We start from the raw sequence: 15,666 nt of genomic DNA, 5'->3' as shown, positions 1-15,666 counted from the left end.
CAAATCATGCGCACGACATACATCCCGTTTCTGCATGCCAAAAAGGGCGAGTTCAGCGCGCTCCGACACGCAACCAAGGAACAGCGGGCTACGATGCTGCCGCTCTTCGACATTGGCCTCTTTACGAACAAGCTCCGTGAGAGCCCCAGGTATAGAAATGAGGCTGCGCCGACGTGCGCGTATCTCGAATGCATCGCCGACGGCATTGTCGATGCCACTTCGGGCCCCGTCATGGTAGATACCTCGCAATGGCCTGCGGAGGAGGTAACCGAGACGGGCGAGGTCGCGATTGCCTACGCCGTCCAGGCACTGCTCGAACGGGGTCAAGCCGTGGTGCCCGTGGTTGGCCTTGACCGGTGGGACTCTGAGGAATATCGAGAAGCCATGGCGGCGCTCGACGTGGATGAGGAATCTACCTGGGCGCTTCGCCTCGATTCCTCTGACATCGAAGACGCTGCTGACCCCATCCATTTCATGGAGCGCATCGAAGATGTGACGCGCGAGTTGGGGCTTCGTGCCAGCCAACTCGGCATCTTGATAGATTTCGGCGATGTGACCGGTCAGACCCGGGAGAGCCTGATTGCGCAAGCTGACTTGGTGCTTCGGTTGCTTGGGCCGGCGGGGTATCAGTTCTACGCGGTCGCTGGTTGCTCGATGCCGTCAACCATCGACAAAGCGCTAAAGAAGCGCAACACGGAAGGGACGCTGCTGCGCAAGGAGATGAGGGCTTGGCACAGGCTGCGGGAGATGCATCCGCACTTGCCCTTGGCCTTCGGCGACTACGGGGTTCGCGGGCCGCGCACGTCGGACATCCAGAATCCGAATACGAATGGAAAAATTCGTCATTCGATTCAGAACAACTTCTACATCGTCCGTGGTGAGCCTCGTCGAAAGGGTGATGGTCAGATGCATCGGCTCGCCAACATCGTTGCATCGTCGGAACACTTCCAGGGGCCACAATTCAGCTGGGGTGACCGTGAGCTATACCGCCGCGCCATGCGCGAAGATATTGGCAAACGCAAGCCAAAAATCATTGGTGGAGGCGGCTCCACAGAATGGATTGCGTTCGACACTAACCATCACTTTGCGTGGGTGCAGTTGGAGGTCGCCGCGGTGGAACACGCTCTTAAGGCAGTTCCAGTTGAGGTCGTCATTCCTGGCTGGTGATGCACTTGTATGCTGTCCCTCTGCCGCTGATGCCCTTTATGGTTTTGGCTAAGACCTCCGTTGCTGCGGGGACACTAAGCGTGGTTGCTTACCCCGGCCGTTTCCGTTAGCAGTGCCAGCTGCTGGCCGGAAACGGCCCGGGGGGGGGCAGCGGCACGAAGTCCGGCAGCATCGGCTGGCAGCAGTAGCCCAATTGAACCCGAGCCTCTTCAGCGTAAGGCCGTGTGACCGCTTCACCTCGATGTTTCGCCTGACAAAGCGCAGGTCTCCGGTTCTAAGGCCGAGTCGATGGCATGCAGTAACGTCCGAATCGCGAGCCCTAAGGCCTCCGACGACGGTGAGGCCGCGGCGTTGAGGGCGTCCAGAAGTGCCAGGCCGCACGAGGCCACCGCTAGCAAACCAGCTCCCTGAGCCCGGAGTACGATGAGCCGAGCATGGTGGCGGGCCTGCGGGAACCATTCCCGCGCCAAAGCGCGTTCGAGCGCGACTGCTTCGGCGATGATGGCCGCAAGGGGGAGGGGATAGATAGGTTCGGAACTGAGCATGGCACATCCTTGGCATGCGAACAGACGATGCTCGAAAGCCCGTAGGCTCCCGAGAAAGGCGACGAGTCTAGCTGGTTGAGCGAGCCATGAATGCGCCGAGGCGGGCGTGCCATTCTTCGGCCTCCCGCGCATTTTTGGGCGCACCGAACACGGTCTCCGGGTGCCGACGAAACGCCGCAGTGACGACGGGCTTATCCATCCGGACGGTTCGGAGTTCAAGCCGGTTATTGCCTTTGTAATGCCGGTCCGCATGCCAGAGGTGCGTCCACTCTCGCACCTCGTATTTCGAGAGCACGACTTCTTCGCCCCCGATGTCCCGCACCCAAATCTGGTCGCGCGCGTTCACGGCAATATTGTCGTGGGCGTGGGTTGCGCCGAAGTTCCCAGGAACCCGAGAGCGGGACGGTGCGGGATGGCGAAAGGTCTTCAAAAACCCAATGACAGAGCCTGCGGCAGCACCTAGGCCTGCGCCGGCGGGTGCGCCGAGCATGGGAAAAATACCGACGGCGGCCAGCAGCCCCGCCGCAACCGCAACACCTGCGCCCCAGGCCAAGACCCGCCCGACTGGTTTGTGGGCCGCGAGGGTCCAAATGACGGCCACCAAAAAGACAATGAACCCGAACATGGGCACGCCCCTCAGCGGCTTTGCATGGCGGTGTGGCTTTGCAGCACCCCGCGGCGGTCGAACACCAAGCTCAGCGCCTGCATCTCCGACGACCCGTGGGCACCCAGTGCCGCGAAGGGCACATAGGTGCGCCAATCGCTGCCGCTCTTGCTGCTGCTGTAGATCCACATCGATGAGCCATCCCCACGGTCCTGGACGGTCTCGGGCTCGACGAGAGCAGAGCGGACCTCGGCCTGGGTGGTTTTGCCATCGACGAAGTGGCTAGCGGCCGCCTGGTCAAACGGCCTACCCGTGGTCGTGGCGCAGCCCGCCACACTGACGACAAGCGCCAAAGCGAGGGTCAGAAAACTAGCTTTCATGGAGTGCCCCTGTTTCAGATAAGCCGACTCTGTGACGGTGCGGCGGTCGGCGTTGCCGTGGCGCAGACCGTAACGTAACCGAACTGGCGATATTTGAAATAGGGGTAAACCGAGTGGGCGTATCTCAATTCGGTGTATAGCTTTACAGCCCGCCACCTTGCGGGTTCCTCCGATGTCACGCCTGCCACCCAAGCCACCCAGAACGACGGCCCAGAAATCCCATGCCCGGCCGGAATACGCGGTCATTGGCGAGACCCTGCGGGCCTTCCGTGTAGAGGCGGGGCTGACGCAGGTTGACCTCGCTGGCAGTCTGGGGCGGTCTCAGAACTACGTGAGTCAGGCCGAGACCGGGCAGAAGCGGCTGGATGGCCTCCAGTTACTGGACTGGAGCAGGGCCTGCGGACGTTCATTGCGCGAATTCGGCACGCTGGTTGAGAGTGCAATTGACGCAATCGATAGAGGCGGCTGACAGTCGCAGGTGACGCTTTGCAGGCGGACGGCCACCACCGCCGCCACAAGGTAGGCAGCAAATTCGGGACGCCTTGCCAAATGCTGCGGCTGGGCTATTAGTGGTTCCGTGTTAAAATAAACGGCTAAATCAAGCGCCCTATGCCGACCGTGACTCCTTCGATGCAAAACACCATCTTGGCCATCCTTGAGGAGGCCAAGCGTCAGGGTGTGCGTCGGGTATCGAAGACAGCCCTTGTGAAGTGGGTCTATCTGGTCGACTGTTTACATGCCGAAGAGAGTCGCGGGCAAACGGCCAGCGGCGCTCATTGGTACTTCCACCATTACGGGCCTTTTTCCGTCGATGTCGTGGGCGCGCTGGACGTGCTGAGTGCCCGCAGCATGGTGCAGTCGTCGACCGATGGCGCGATTGGCAAAGACAGTACGATCTATTGGTTAAGCGAATACCCGGTTGGGCCCGACCTGACAGCGCTCGGCCTCTCTTCAAGCTTAGCGTCCCGGTTCAGCAGCCTTTTCAAGAAGTATGCCGGCGACCTGAGTCAGCTGCTGGACTATGTCTACTTCAAAACAGCTCCCATGAGAGATGCTCAGCCAGGAGGAGAGCTTGACTTTCAGATCCTGGCAGACGAAGTCCAACGCTCAAGTCATCGCCATACGCATGTCAAAGACCATGCAAAAATGTTGCGCATGCTTCAGTTGAGCGAAACACTGAAACGACGCTACGAGCAGCAGAGCGCTACCCCAAAGGCGCTTGCGGCGCATCGGCCGATTTACGATGGCGCGTTCGCGCGCGCGATGGAAGAAGCTGACGCAGAATCAGGTTCGCTCGATTTGCCCGTGAAATTTGAGGCTGTGCTTAGCTGAGGGAGAGGCTCATGGCATTCGGAAATGGAACCGACATTCACGACATTCTTCCGGTATACACAGACGGCACCGGCCTACTGGCCGAGGGCCCTCCCAAAGTGGGGCAGTTCGTGTTGACGGTGACGCCCGAGTTTGGCCATCCACTTCAACTGTTCGATGCTCAGCGAGCGAACCAAGCAACTCACGATGGCGCCTCTGGAACCATTCGGACCATCGATGACAAGGTGGATTTTAAGCCGAAGTCTCGACTTCCCATTTTCAAGCTGAACTTGGGCGAGTGCGAGGAGTTGCTTGCGGTCAGGGCCAAAGCGCGGCCGTGTGTTGTTCTCGCAACGGCTGAAGGCATTCCAGATCAAAACCTGCCAAAGGGCGATCAGGGTATTGCACGTCCCGCGTTTCAGCGAGGCTCCTTTCTGGTAGCACCGGCCTATTCGGTGTCGACCCCGAGCCAGCGGCGTGCCATGACCGTCACGATTGCTGCCCGCGCAGAGTGCCTGGTCTATCCGCAGCTCGTTTTTCTTCCGCGCAGCGGGGGATACATTAAGAACGATAGTGTCGTGCGTCTGGATCGGGCTTTCTGGACTACGCTGTCACCTCCGTCGGAGACTTATAAGCTGTCCTTGACGCCTGAGCGTATGGGCATCTTGCACGGACAGCTTCAGGTGCTGAGGGGCTTGGAGCCGGACCAAGAGTATTTGGACTTGGTGAGCCTGGTCCGAGACGAGCTAGCGCCGGAGCACGCGCAGCACCTCGCCTAGTGTCCGATTCTTAGGCAGGGGATAGCGATTTGGGAGCGGCATCCCTTATGTCGATAACGCTGAGGGGAAAAGAAATGGCAATGTCATTGAAGTCTCACCACCGCGCGCCGTCGCGCGTCTGAAGGTCCCGATATGTATAACTTGCTGGTTACCGCTTCGGAAGGTGCTTGGGACCTCCCGGCATATGAGTATGACCGCTCTCGATACCTTGAGCATACCGTCGATAGCCTCAAGAAGAGGTTTGGCGTGCTGGATGCTAAGACGCAGGACGAACTGAAAGCGCTCCCCAGCCTTTTTGCATACGAGGGAAATGACGAGCCAGTGCGCGTAGGTTATATCCGGAGCATTCGTGAGCGGGGCGAACCGTCCTAATCGAGTACGAGTTCGACGAAAGCATTCCCGCGTTCAATTTTGGTCAGTTGGAAAGGTTAAGGACGAAGCTCGATATTGGTGACTGGGAGATGTCACGAACACATTGGGCGGTGAAAGATGAGGATTTATTCGAATTGCTCGCATCCGCCGGTTTGGTTGACGCCAGCTATGTCGGCGAAGACCGGCAGCCTGGTCGTGTCGAAGAAATGCGCTTCAAAGTGGCCTTTTCGTTCCCGGGAGAAAAGCGGGAATACGTTGCTGGCATCGTTGCGGAAGTCAAAAAGCGAGTCGGAAGAGACTCAGTCTTCTACGACAGAGACTTTACGGGTCAGCTTGCTCGGCCAAACCTCGACATTCTGCTTCAGCGTATCTACCTGAGTAACTCCGACCTTGTCGTGGTGTTCCTATGTGAACAATACGAGCAGAAGCAGTGGTGCGGATTAGAGTGGCGCGCAATTAGAAACATCATCAAGAACAAGAACGACCATGCTGTGATGTTTATGCGGTTTGATGAAGCCACCGTGGAAGGGACATTCTCAATCGACGGGTACGTCAACCTCGATGAGCATTCGCCGCTTGAGGTGGCCAGAATGATTGTTGAGCGAGTGAGGCTCAACGCCCTTCCTCCGTCCTTGACCTAGCCTGTCCCCACGTTTGACCTTGGGTCCGGAGCGTCGTCGTAGGGGTACCGTCAGATGACTCCGTTCCCACCTCGACAGGTGCGACGGGTAACTGCTACGTTGTCGAGGTATCGCTTCGGGTATCGTTGCCCAAGTCGATGAAAAGGCTGCAGAAACGACCATTGCGGGGTCTGGCGAAGATCTTGATCTTCTTCCCTTCACCCGCTCCAGCTTCGGCTTTTTCGAAGCTAAGTGCCTTCTCTGTAACGTCTTTTTCGGTCGACGCAGCGGGCCTGAAACGCCCTTCCGAGGTATCGTTTTAGGTATCGCTTTCCGTGCCAAAACCACGGCTTCTCTACCGACCCGCAGGTACCGACCCGCAGGCCTCTATGTGCGCTTCCGTGTGCCGACGGACCTGCGCGAGCTGGTTGGCTCTCGTTTTGTGGTGCGACCGTTACGGCAGCCCGTGGCAGAACGGCTTCGTCGAAAGCTTCAACGACAAGCTGCGAGACGAACTGTTGAACCGTGAGTGGTTCCGAAGTCGTGCCGAAGCACGTGTACTGATCGAGCACTGGCGGCAGTTCTACAACGAACAGCGTCCCCATAGCGCTCATGGCTACAAGCTACCTGCGTCGATTCGACGAGGCTGGGTTGAACCCGCTAACATCACCATCGGACTCACCGTTTGATTGACTACATATTTCGTACGCAGGTCAGGGTGCTTACCAGTTTAGCGTGCGCTGGCGTGGGGGCCACCGTCAGGCGCTTGGCTCTGTCGGCCCCGACGGGAAATTGAACGGGGGGCGATTCTTGACGACGCAGCGGTACGGCTTTGCTTTTATCGGTTTGGCGCTCAATCTGATCTTGATCAGTGCTTGCCAAACTCGGCCATCGTTACCTTCGGATGCTGTCGCTTCAGGCGAGGGCTCTGTCAGCTATAAGCTGATTCCCAGTCTAGCTACTGGTCAGTACAAACTAAAGAAATCAGAGCATGCCTTCGGCGCACAAGCGATATCGCGGGACGATCCAACTTATCCGCAGTCGCTAGTCGACAAACACCTGCCAGATGTCACCATTCGCGTAAAAGCCATTGTCAACTCAGAAGGCATGGTGACCGAGGTCCGTGACCTCGATGGCACCGATGACGAGCAGCATGCGCTATTTTTCGCGGCATGCAAAAGTGCGGTATTGAGGTGGTCGTTCAGTCCGATGGTGGTTGTCATTGAGACCGACGACGGACGAGGAAACATCAGTCAGGACCGATCACCGAGGCCGTTTAGCTTGGATTACAGGTTTACGTTCTCGTCCGTGAACGGCCGACCCACTGTATTGGGCGGGGAGGTGCGTTAGTTTGGAGGCGGCGATTCAGCGTGAATGACTACGTAAATTGGGCGCGTTTGATGGACCTTGCGCTCATGGATACGTTTGTATCGGTCGGCCGTGCTGTAAGGGTATCGGGTAACGTTCTTTGAGATCTCCGGCCAACCAGAGTGAGCGAGCCGCGCTCTTGAGCATGAAAAGCGAGAGGTGGAACAGCGGAGCAACGTCGATGACATGTCATCGTTGGTCAGCATGGCCGCGTTGCGTATGCTTATAAGCACTCAGCGATTCGCCTCAACCGCCCCCGCCTGCTCGGCAAGCGCTCGGGCTAGCGCATCGCCCTTGCGCTCGCTGTAGCGATCCACCAGATAGTCGCTGCGCCCGCGCACCAGGTAGGTGAACTTCACCAGCTCCTCCATCACGTCCACGACGCGGTCGTAGTACGGAGAAGGCTTCATGCGCCCGGCCTCATCGAACTCTTGCCAGGCCTTGGCTACGGACGACTGGTTGGGGATGGTGACCATGCGCATCCAGCGGCCCAGCACGCGCAATGCGTTGACCACATTGAACGATTGAGAGCCACCGCTGACCTGCATGACCGCGAGCGTGCGGCCTTGGGTGGGCCGCACGCTTCCGTCTTCCAGCGGCAGCCAATCCATCTGGTTTTTGAACACGCCGGTGAGCGTGCCGTGGCGCTCGGGGCTCACCCAAACCTGGCCTTCGGACCACGCCGACCATTCGCGCAACCGCTGCACTTCGGGGTGGCTCGCCGGCACGCTGTCCAGCATCGGCAACTCGTGCGGGTGGAACACGCGGGTCTCGGCGCCGAGGTGCTGCAAGATGCGCTCGGCTTCGAGGGCGAGCTTGCGGGAGTAGGACACCGGGCGGAGCGACCCATACAGGATGAGGATGCGCGGTGGGTGCCCGGCATCGGTGGCCGCGCCAAGGGCCGGCGCATCGGGGGCGGGAAGGTGTTCCAGGTGCAAATGGGGCAGGTCGGGATGCATGGCTTGCTCCGGGCGATTTGATTCGACTATTCTAGTTATATGGAAATGAATGACGCAATCACCGCCCTCACCGCGCTGGGGCACGCCAAGCGCTTGGCCATCTTTCGCTTGCTGGTGGCCGCCGGCCCCGCCGGGCGCATGGCTGGCGACATCGGCCAGGCGCTCGACCTGCCGGGCGCCACGCTGTCGTTCCACCTCAAAGAATTACTCCACGCCGGCATGATCACTGCCCAGCCCCAGGGGCGATTCATCTGCTACCGCGCCGAGTTCACCGCCATAAACGGTCTCATCGGTTACCTCACGGAAAACTGCTGCACGGACGACCCGGCGACAGCGGCCTCCTGCCCACCCGCCTCAGCCTGCTGCTGACCCTCGAAGGACTCTCCCGTGACCCAACGCGTGCTGTTTGTATGCACGGGCAACAGCGCCCGCAGCGTTCTGGCCGAAGCGACCCTGCGCGCGTGGGCCGGCCATCGATTCCAAGCCTTCAGCGCAGGCAGCCAGCCAGCGGGGCGCATCAACCCTTTCGCCCTGGAAACCTTGGCTGCCGCAGGCATCTCAACGGCAGGGTTGCGCAGCAAATCGTGGGACGAGTTCGCGGGAGCGACTAGCTCGCCCATCGACCTGGTGGTGACCGTGTGCGACAGCGCCGCGGCGGAACCGTGCCCGGTCGTTTTCGGAGACTTTGTGCGCACCCACTGGGGCCTGCCGGACCCGGCGTCGGTCGAAGGCACGGACGACGCCAAGCGGGCGGCGTTCGCCGCCGCCCACGCGACCATCCGGGCACGGCTCGTGGCCTTCCTGGCGCTCTCGCCAGAGGTGTGGGCCGACCGCGCCGCCCTCGAGGCCGCACTCGACCGCATCGGCGTTCTTCAGTCCGAGGACGCGCATGGTGGCTGAGGGGCGGCAAGCGTCGCCGGCCATCGGAGGCTTTGAGCGGTACCTGACGGTCTGGGTGCTGGCGTGCATCGCCATCGGCACCCTGCTAGGGACGGCTTGGCCTCACGCGTTTGCCACGCTCGGCGGTGTCGAGGTGGCGCACGTCAACCTGCCGGTCGCGGCGCTGGTGTGGCTGATGGTGGTGCCAATGCTGTTGCGCATCGACTGGCGCGCCATGCGCCAGATCGGCCGGCATGGCAGGGGCATAGGCGTGACACTGGCCATCAACTGGTGGGTCAAGCCTTTCTCGATGGCCGCCCTGGCGTAGGTCTTTCTGCGCCATGTGTTCGCCGGCGCGTTGCCCGCCGACCAGCTCGACAGCTATGTGGCCGGGCTCATCCTGTTGGCCGCTGCGCCGTGCACGGCCATGGTCTTCGTGTGGAGCAACCTGTGTGGGGGCGACCCTGCGTTTACGCTGACCCAGGTGGCGGTCAATGACGCGTTCATGGTGGCCGCGTTTGCGCCACTGGTCGCGCTGCTGCTGGGCGTGTCGGCCGTGGCGGTGCCTTGGGCCACGCTGGTGCTTTCAGTGGGGCTTTACATCATGGTGCCCGTGGTCGTGGCACTGCTGTGGCGCCGCCGACTGTTGAGCCGCGGTGGCGCGCGCGCGTTGGCCCAGCGTTTACGGCAACCAGGCCCGGTGTCCATCGGCGCGCTGCTGCTGACGCTGACGCTGTTGTTCGGTTTTCAGGGCCAGCGCCTCCTCGACGCACCGCTCCTGATAACGATGTTGGCCGTGCCCATCGTCATCCAGGTTTACTTCACTTCATCGCTGGCGTATCTGGCCAACCGATGGCTCGGTGTGGAGCATGGCGTGGCGGGTCCTTCCGCCCTCATCGGCGCCAGCAACTTCTTTGAGTTGGCCGTGGCGGCGGCGGTGAGTTTGTTTGGACTGCATTCGGGTGCGGCACTCGCCACCGTTGTGGGTGTGTTGGTCGAGGTGCCCGTGATGTTGTCGGTAGTGGCAGTGGTGAACCGGACACGGGGTTGGTATGTCCGGCGCCCCGATGAGTCGGTTCAAGGCAACGCCTGAGCGAAAATCAACGACAACGCCACGTCTCAGCGTTGTTCCCACCCGCTGCGGAGCCACGGCAAAGCGAACGGCCGGCGCCGCCAACGCCTCAGTGTTGGCGCGGGAGACTCCTTTACGGCCAATCACCGTTAGCGGGGGGAGAAATCCAAATCGCCGTGCTGCTCAAAACGTACTTGATGCCGTAAGGCACCGCATGGGCGATGGGGCATGAATCATAACGATCAAGGCGGCATCTCACGCGGAGATCGTCGCATGGTTTCGTCGCGCAACCGCTTGGCTTTCGGCGCGACACCATCGACGCTCGGCGCCTCAACGCCGACCCTGATTGAATGCACGGCGCACCCGGTGCTTGGGTGAATCGGCGTCCCGGTTAAAAAAACCGTCGCGGTTCATGGGTGGTCAACGGACGGTGGACATGTCGACGTCGATCAATGAATACTTCGCCGGCCGCAAGGTCATGCCATGCGCAAGCAATGCGCGGTGCCCCGCTTAGCGCCCTAGGGCAACAGGGTCTGCCAATGAATCGCGAAGCCCACATCCATTGTCCGCTGTGTCGCTGGGAGCCGAAAGCCGACAGCCGCTGGGTCTGCGCACCTGGCGAGCCCGGTTCGGGATGTCGCACGGTCTGGAATACGTTCTGGACAGCCGGATGCTGCCCGGGATGCGGCCATTTCTGGTCGATGACGGCCTGTCTGTCGTGCCAGCAATCCTCGCCCCATGAAGCCTGGTATCACTTCCCGCCGCCCGTCGCCAACGTAGAAGAAGCCGAGGCAAAGGAAGAGACTGGCGTCGTCTGAACGTTAAACGCCAGACGACGCCTCGCGCGCGGCGACGCGTCGCATCGATTCATCCGACGCCGTGATTCGCCACGTTCCGGCGCGACGGCGAGTGGCCGTCACGCCGGACGGGGACTTAAGGCATCAACACCTTGTCCACGACATGGATGACACCGTTGGACTGCATCACGTCGCCGATCGTTACGTGGGCGACGCCGCCCTTCGCATCGGTAACCGTCAGCGCATCGCCCGACTGCATGACCGTCAGCGGTTCGCCTTCGACCGTCGTGAGCGAGGCCTTGCCGCCGCCCTTCGATACGAGGGCCATCAGGTCCTTGCCCGTGTAACGACCGGGAACGACGTGATAGGTGAGGATCTTGGTGAGCGTCGCCTTGTTCTGCGGCTTTACCAGGTTTTCCACCGTGCCCTTCGGCAGCGCGGCAAACGCTTCGTTGGTCGGCGCGAACACCGTGAAGGGGCCGGGGCCGGAGAGTGTGTCGACCAGGCCAGCCGCCTTCACCGCCGCGACCAGCGTGGTGTGGTCCTTGGAGTTCACAGCGTTCTGCACGATGTTCTTGCTGGGGTACATGGCGGCGCCGCCGACCATCACCGTCTGTTCCGTGCCCGCCGTGTCCTGGGCGAAGCCCGGCGCGGATACGGCCAGGCCCATGGCCAGGGTCAAGGCAAAGAGCGACGCGCGTTTCATGGAGTGCATCTTCATGGTGAGTCCTCTGTCGGCCCGTGGTTGGGCTACAAGTGATACGAACGACGGAGGCGAATGGATGCACGCGAAATTGTGAAGTGCGCTTCACATTCCCAAGAGGGGTCTTGAGGGCCTTGATCGTCGAGCGCCGTGACCGACGCGAAACGGCGTTGGCTTGTTGCGCCGCGTCATGCTCGGTGCCGAGCGTCAGTGCGGATGCTGCGGCGCGTTCAGCGTGAAAGGCATTGATAGCGTGCGCGAACGCTCGATAGCTCTGAATCGGGTGCGTTCTTCTTGACGTTGAAAGATGCGGGCGCGTAACTCGCATCCAGCAACGTTGCCGGTCCATCGCATGCGTCGAGCGCGCTTTGTTCGCATGCCTGCAATTGCCCGGATCGTTCCGCGGCAGAGGCCTCCTGGCCCAGGACATGCCCCACCAGCCCCCGATCGTGCTCCAGTCGTACGTCACCTTCGATGATTTTCTTTCGCTGCTCCGTCAGGCGAGGGCGACGAGGTCGATGGCTCCGGCTGGCCAGCGACCAGTCATGCCATCGGACCCTTGAGGGCCTCCGACGCGACGTGCCCTTGCATCCCAGGTGTGGGACCATACCGCCAGCGCCGGACCGCCGGCCGCCCCCCGGAGCCCCATGAATCCCGACCTGACATTCCTTACCGGCGGTGGCGTGATGGGGGCGAAGATGCGTGCCCATGACTGGAGCGCCCACCCCCTCGGGCCGCCGGAAGGCTGGCCGCCCGCGCTGCGGACCATGGTGTCGATGGTGCTGAACACCTCGCTGCTCGGCACGCTGCTCTGGGGGCCGGAGATGCGGCTCATCTACAACGACGCTTACGCCCCCGCGCTGGGGCATCGCGAGCCCATGTCGCTGGGCGAACCGCTTCGCGTCGTCTGGTCCGACATCTGGGATCGCCTGGCCCCCACCTTCGTGCCGGTGATGGAAATCGGCGTGCCCGTGTTCGCCAAGCGGTTCTTCCTGCCGATGGAGCGTGACGGTGCGATGGTCACGACCTACTGGGATTACAGCGTCAGTCCCATCCGCGACGAGGACGGCGTCATCGTCGGTCTACTGAACCACGCACTGGACGTCACGCAGGAAGTCATCAACGAGGAAGCATTGCTGGCATCACAGCGACGGCTGCACGAGGCTAACAATGAACTGAAGGCCGAGGTGGAGAGCCGGACCAACGAGCGCGACCGCATGTGGGCGCTTGGGCAGGAGCTCATGCTCATCGCGCTCCCCGACGGCACCATCCGCAACGTCAACCCACTGTGGACCACGCTGCTCGGGGTGGAGCGCAAAGACCTCATCGGCCGTAGCCTGGCGAGCGTGATCCACCCGGACGATCTCGCGGACGCCGCGCAGCTGCGAGAGCGGATCACGTCGGCCCCGGTGTCCGTGCCCGCCGAGTTCCGGCTGCGCCACCGGGATGGTTCGTACCGCACCATCGCCTGGGTGGGCGCGTTCGAGGACGGCCACATCTATGCCACCGGCCGTGACATCACGGTGGAGCGCCAGCAACTCGAATCGCTGCGGCAGGCGCAGAAGATGGAGGCGGTGGGTCAGCTCACCGGCGGCCTCGCCCACGACTTCAACAACCTGCTCGGCGGTATCTCCGGCACGCTGGAGATGGTCGGCCTGCGGCTGGAGCAAGGGCGCGTCGCCGAGGTCGAGCCGTTTCTCGCCGCGGGCATGGGTGCCGTCCGCCGCGCCGCCGCGTTGACGCACCGACTGTTGGCGTTCTCTCGGCAGCAGTCGCTCGCGCCGACGTCGACCGACGTCGACGTGCTCACCGACGGCATGCTCGATCTCATCGGCCGCACGGTCGGGCCCGGCATCCGGGTGGAGCACGTTCGCAGTCCCGAGCCGTGGACGGTGCTCGTCGATCAGCCGCAACTGGAGAACTCGCTGCTGAACCTCTGCATCAACGCCAGGGATGCCATGCCCGACGGCGGGCGCATCCTGATCGAGATCGCTTGCGCCGTGCTCGCGGGGGCGGACGCGCGACGTCACGGCGTGCCCGATGGCGACTACGTCTGCTTGAGCGTGGCCGACACCGGTGCGGGCATGCCGCCTGACGTGGTCGCACGCGCGTTCGATCCGTTCTTCACCACCAAGCCGCTGGGCCGCGGCACCGGGCTCGGCCTGTCGATGATCTATGGCTTCGCCCAGCAGTCGGGTGGGCAGGTGCGTATCGACTCCACGCAAGGCGTCGGGACGCGCGTCAGCATCGTGCTCCCGCGCCACCACGCGCCGGCCGTGGTGGCCTCGGCGACGCCGAAGGCGGTCGTCATGCCCGCCCTTGGCAAAGGTCGTACGGTCCTCGTGGTGGAAGACGAGGTCACGGTGCGCTTGCTGGTCACCTCGCTGCTTGAGGACGCCGGCTTCACCGTGATGGAAGCCGCCGACAGCGCCCACGGGTTGCGCATCCTGCAATCGGACGCCTCGATCGACCTCCTCGTCAGCGACGTCGGCCTGCCGGGTGGCATGAGTGGCCGGCAGATGGCGGACGCGGCGCGCCTCACCCGTCCCGACCTGAAGGTGATCTTCATCACCGGTTACGAGGAGACCGCGCTCATGACCAACGATCCCCTGCCGTGGGGTGTGGCCGTGCTGACCAAGCCGTTCGCCATCGACGTATTCCGCGAAGCGGTGCGCGACATGCTTGGCCACGCCGATACGTCACTCGCCCACGCCTGAGGCGCTCGTCGGCGGGCCCGGTCATCCGGTGCTTTGGCTGCCCATGTCGGCGGGCCGTTCCGGCGTGGTGGCGTCAAGGGGATCGTCGGTGGCGTGCCGTTGATCCATCCAGCCACGCGGCTTGCGGAACGCATGTTCGAGGGCGCGGGCCATGTCCGTCGAGATCGGGGCCTGGAACATCATCCTGACCAGCTTGCGGGGCGTGACGATCCTCCCCAGGAGGTCGGCCTGCGATTGGGCGGTCTCATGACCGGCCAATTCCATGTCCGACAGCAGCCGGGCGAGATTCCAGCGGCGATGGGTTTGGGTACGCATCGGGCCTGAGTACGTTTGAGCACGCGAAATGGATGACTACGGCCCAGCACGCATGCCGAAACCACGCATCGTTGCCGTAACCGCGTACGTGACAGGGACGACCCCGAAACCCTGCATACTCACGCGCCATGGGGTCGGCGGTGCCGATTGACCCATGCGGATACTCCAGGGAGTCACACGGATGAAGGGCAGGCAGTGGGTGTGGGGTTCGGTCGCGCTGGCGATGGCGGGCCTGGCGATGGCCGCGGGGCCGGGTGCCGCGCGCAAGCGGGCCGAGGCGAGCATGGTGATTACCGGCGACATCGCCGTGGCGCCGGATGGGCACGTCACCGGATACACCCTGGACAAGCAGGAAAAGATTCCCGAGGGCATCGCTACGTTGATCGGACGCTCCGCGCCCCGGTGGCGATTCCGTCCGGTGGAACGCGACGGCCAGGCGGTGGCCGCAAGGGCGCACATGAGCCTGCGCATCGTCGCCAAACGGGAATCGCCGGAGAGCGACGCCTACGTGGCCCGGATCGCCGGCGCCAGCTTTGGCGAAGACAACGGCGATACCGAGCGGCTGACCTACGCCGAGCGCTCACCCCCGGCGTATCCCATGAACGCCGCCTCGGCGGGCGTGTTCGGCACGGTCTACCTCGTGCTTCGCGTGGGGCACGACGGCAAGGTGCAGGATGCCGCGGTCGAACAGGTGAACCTGGGCGTGGCCGCGTCGGACAACGACATGAAGGTCTGGCGCAAGGTGCTCGCGATGCCCGCGCTGCATGCGGCCCGGTCGTGGACCTTCCACCCGCCCACCCAGGGAGTCCACGCGAACGACCCCACCTACGTCGCGCGCGTGCCCGTCTCCTACCAGCTCAGCCGCGGTGCTCGTCCGGACGATGCCTACGGCACGTGGCAGGCCTATGTGCCAGGCCCGAAGGAACCCGTAACGTGGTTGAAAGACGACGGCAGCACGGCCGATGCGCTTCCCGACGACGGGCTCTATCTGGTCAACAGCGGTTTGACCCTCACCACGCCGATCGAAAACGGCTGATCCCGTTCTCTGCGCGCGTGTGGCCCCGGTCGCCCGGGGCCA

Annotated in this window: 15 protein-coding genes and 2 pseudogenes; 12 read left to right on the top strand and 5 right to left on the bottom strand. The window is 62.5% G+C overall.

All coding sequences use genetic code 11. The annotated features are described in order from the left end of the window. Window positions 1–6 precede the first annotated feature (6 nt). The gene (locus tag PI246_RS09575) at window positions 7–1,167 is read left to right on the top strand and encodes a beta family protein (protein WP_320551032.1); all 1,161 of its coding nucleotides are present in this window, start codon (window positions 7–9) and stop codon (window positions 1,165–1,167) included. A 612-nt stretch (window positions 1,168–1,779) separates the two neighbouring features. Here the strand turns inward: PI246_RS09575 and PI246_RS09570 are convergent. Both PI246_RS09570 and PI246_RS09565 read right to left on the bottom strand, forming a co-directional pair. Continuing rightward, on the bottom strand, window positions 1,780–2,337 hold the full coding sequence (locus tag PI246_RS09570; RefSeq protein WP_320551031.1) for a hypothetical protein: 558 nt from the start codon (window positions 2,335–2,337) through the stop codon (window positions 1,780–1,782). Window positions 2,338–2,348: 11 nt separating this feature from the next. Further along, window positions 2,349–2,696: a hypothetical protein gene (locus PI246_RS09565; RefSeq protein ID WP_320551030.1), complete on the bottom strand. Its 348-nt coding sequence runs from the start codon at window positions 2,694–2,696 to the stop codon at window positions 2,349–2,351. Between the two features lie 172 nt (window positions 2,697–2,868). Here PI246_RS09565 and PI246_RS09560 point away from each other — a divergent pair, with 172 nt between their 5' ends. The 6 genes and pseudogenes from PI246_RS09560 to PI246_RS09535 all read left to right on the top strand — a co-directional run bounded on the left by PI246_RS09560 (window position 2,869) and on the right by PI246_RS09535 (window position 7,128). After that, window positions 2,869–3,165, top strand: coding sequence for a helix-turn-helix domain-containing protein (locus PI246_RS09560; RefSeq protein WP_320551029.1), 297 nt, complete (start codon window positions 2,869–2,871; stop codon window positions 3,163–3,165). 161 nt (window positions 3,166–3,326) lie between these two features. Continuing rightward, a complete protein-coding gene (locus tag PI246_RS09555; protein WP_320551028.1) occupies window positions 3,327–4,028 on the top strand; it encodes a hypothetical protein in 702 nt (233 codons plus the stop codon). An 11-nt stretch (window positions 4,029–4,039) separates the two neighbouring features. Further along, window positions 4,040–4,786 carry a hypothetical protein gene (locus tag PI246_RS09550; protein ID WP_320551027.1) on the top strand — a complete coding sequence of 249 codons (747 nt, stop codon included), beginning with the start codon at window positions 4,040–4,042 and terminating at the stop codon, window positions 4,784–4,786. A 482-nt stretch (window positions 4,787–5,268) separates the two neighbouring features. After that, window positions 5,269–5,799 (top strand): TIR domain-containing protein, encoded by a 531-nt coding sequence (locus tag PI246_RS09545; protein WP_320551026.1) that lies wholly within the window; start codon window positions 5,269–5,271, stop codon window positions 5,797–5,799. A gap of 437 nt (window positions 5,800–6,236) precedes the next feature. Continuing rightward, window positions 6,237–6,467, top strand: a pseudogene (locus PI246_RS09540) (integrase core domain-containing protein); the annotation flags it as partial. 121 nt (window positions 6,468–6,588) lie between these two features. Then, entirely contained in the window at window positions 6,589–7,128 is a 540-nt protein-coding gene (locus PI246_RS09535) for a hypothetical protein (RefSeq protein ID WP_320551025.1), read from the top strand. A 251-nt stretch (window positions 7,129–7,379) separates the two neighbouring features. Here PI246_RS09535 and arsH read toward each other — a convergent pair whose 3' ends face one another. Further along, a complete protein-coding gene (gene arsH, locus PI246_RS09530; protein WP_320551024.1) occupies window positions 7,380–8,105 on the bottom strand; it encodes an arsenical resistance protein ArsH in 726 nt (241 codons plus the stop codon). Between the two features lie 39 nt (window positions 8,106–8,144). Between arsH and PI246_RS09525 the strand changes: the two genes are divergently transcribed. The 3 genes and pseudogenes from PI246_RS09525 to arsB all read left to right on the top strand — a co-directional run bounded on the left by PI246_RS09525 (window position 8,145) and on the right by arsB (window position 10,077). Continuing rightward, window positions 8,145–8,474, top strand: coding sequence for an ArsR/SmtB family transcription factor (locus PI246_RS09525; protein ID WP_320551023.1), 330 nt, complete (start codon window positions 8,145–8,147; stop codon window positions 8,472–8,474). Window positions 8,475–8,492: 18 nt separating this feature from the next. Next, window positions 8,493–9,005, top strand: a complete 513-nt coding sequence (locus PI246_RS09520; RefSeq protein WP_320551022.1) for an arsenate reductase ArsC — start codon at window positions 8,493–8,495, stop codon at window positions 9,003–9,005. Further along, a pseudogene (arsB, locus tag PI246_RS09515) lies at window positions 8,995–10,077 on the top strand (ACR3 family arsenite efflux transporter). Before PI246_RS09520 ends, arsB begins: the two are co-directional and overlap by 11 nt. A gap of 912 nt (window positions 10,078–10,989) precedes the next feature. Here arsB and PI246_RS09510 read toward each other — a convergent pair. Next, complete coding sequence (locus PI246_RS09510; protein ID WP_407069796.1) at window positions 10,990–11,574, bottom strand: fasciclin domain-containing protein; 585 nt, start codon at window positions 11,572–11,574, stop codon at window positions 10,990–10,992. A 629-nt stretch (window positions 11,575–12,203) separates the two neighbouring features. Between PI246_RS09510 and PI246_RS09505 the strand changes: the two genes are divergently transcribed. Then, window positions 12,204–14,273 carry a hybrid sensor histidine kinase/response regulator gene (locus PI246_RS09505; RefSeq protein WP_320551021.1) on the top strand — a complete coding sequence of 690 codons (2,070 nt, stop codon included), beginning with the start codon at window positions 12,204–12,206 and terminating at the stop codon, window positions 14,271–14,273. A gap of 21 nt (window positions 14,274–14,294) precedes the next feature. Here PI246_RS09505 and PI246_RS09500 read toward each other — a convergent pair whose 3' ends face one another. Further along, window positions 14,295–14,588 carry a hypothetical protein gene (locus PI246_RS09500; protein ID WP_320551020.1) on the bottom strand — a complete coding sequence of 98 codons (294 nt, stop codon included), beginning with the start codon at window positions 14,586–14,588 and terminating at the stop codon, window positions 14,295–14,297. 181 nt (window positions 14,589–14,769) lie between these two features. On the opposite strand from PI246_RS09500, the gene PI246_RS09495 reads away from it, so the two are divergent. After that, a complete protein-coding gene (locus PI246_RS09495) occupies window positions 14,770–15,624 on the top strand; it encodes an energy transducer TonB (RefSeq protein ID WP_320551019.1) in 855 nt (284 codons plus the stop codon). Window positions 15,625–15,666: the final 42 nt, after the last annotated feature.

Source organism: Luteibacter sahnii (assembly GCF_034063545.1).
GTDB classification, from domain to species: Bacteria; Pseudomonadota; Gammaproteobacteria; order Xanthomonadales; family Rhodanobacteraceae; genus Luteibacter; species Luteibacter sahnii.
This window is presented reverse-complemented; position numbering and strand designations above follow the sequence as displayed.

What these genes read in the sequence shown, in the direction of transcription:
- PI246_RS09505 (WP_320551021.1), top strand. Translation starts at nt 12,204, where the DNA reads ATGAATCCCGACCTGACATTCCTTACCGGCGGTGGCGTGATGGGGGCG.
- arsH (WP_320551024.1), bottom strand. Translation starts at nt 8,105, where the DNA reads ATGCATCCCGACCTGCCCCATTTGCACCTGGAACACCTTCCCGCCCCC.
- PI246_RS09495 (WP_320551019.1), top strand. Translation starts at nt 14,770, where the DNA reads ATGAAGGGCAGGCAGTGGGTGTGGGGTTCGGTCGCGCTGGCGATGGCG.
- PI246_RS09510 (WP_407069796.1), bottom strand. Translation starts at nt 11,574, where the DNA reads ATGAAGATGCACTCCATGAAACGCGCGTCGCTCTTTGCCTTGACCCTG.
- PI246_RS09570 (WP_320551031.1), bottom strand. Translation starts at nt 2,337, where the DNA reads ATGTTCGGGTTCATTGTCTTTTTGGTGGCCGTCATTTGGACCCTCGCG.
- PI246_RS09550 (WP_320551027.1), top strand. Translation starts at nt 4,040, where the DNA reads ATGGCATTCGGAAATGGAACCGACATTCACGACATTCTTCCGGTATAC.
- PI246_RS09560 (WP_320551029.1), top strand. Translation starts at nt 2,869, where the DNA reads ATGTCACGCCTGCCACCCAAGCCACCCAGAACGACGGCCCAGAAATCC.
- PI246_RS09500 (WP_320551020.1), bottom strand. Translation starts at nt 14,588, where the DNA reads ATGCGTACCCAAACCCATCGCCGCTGGAATCTCGCCCGGCTGCTGTCG.
- PI246_RS09575 (WP_320551032.1), top strand. Translation starts at nt 7, where the DNA reads ATGCGCACGACATACATCCCGTTTCTGCATGCCAAAAAGGGCGAGTTC.
- PI246_RS09525 (WP_320551023.1), top strand. Translation starts at nt 8,145, where the DNA reads ATGGAAATGAATGACGCAATCACCGCCCTCACCGCGCTGGGGCACGCC.
- PI246_RS09565 (WP_320551030.1), bottom strand. Translation starts at nt 2,696, where the DNA reads ATGAAAGCTAGTTTTCTGACCCTCGCTTTGGCGCTTGTCGTCAGTGTG.
- PI246_RS09555 (WP_320551028.1), top strand. Translation starts at nt 3,327, where the DNA reads ATGCAAAACACCATCTTGGCCATCCTTGAGGAGGCCAAGCGTCAGGGT.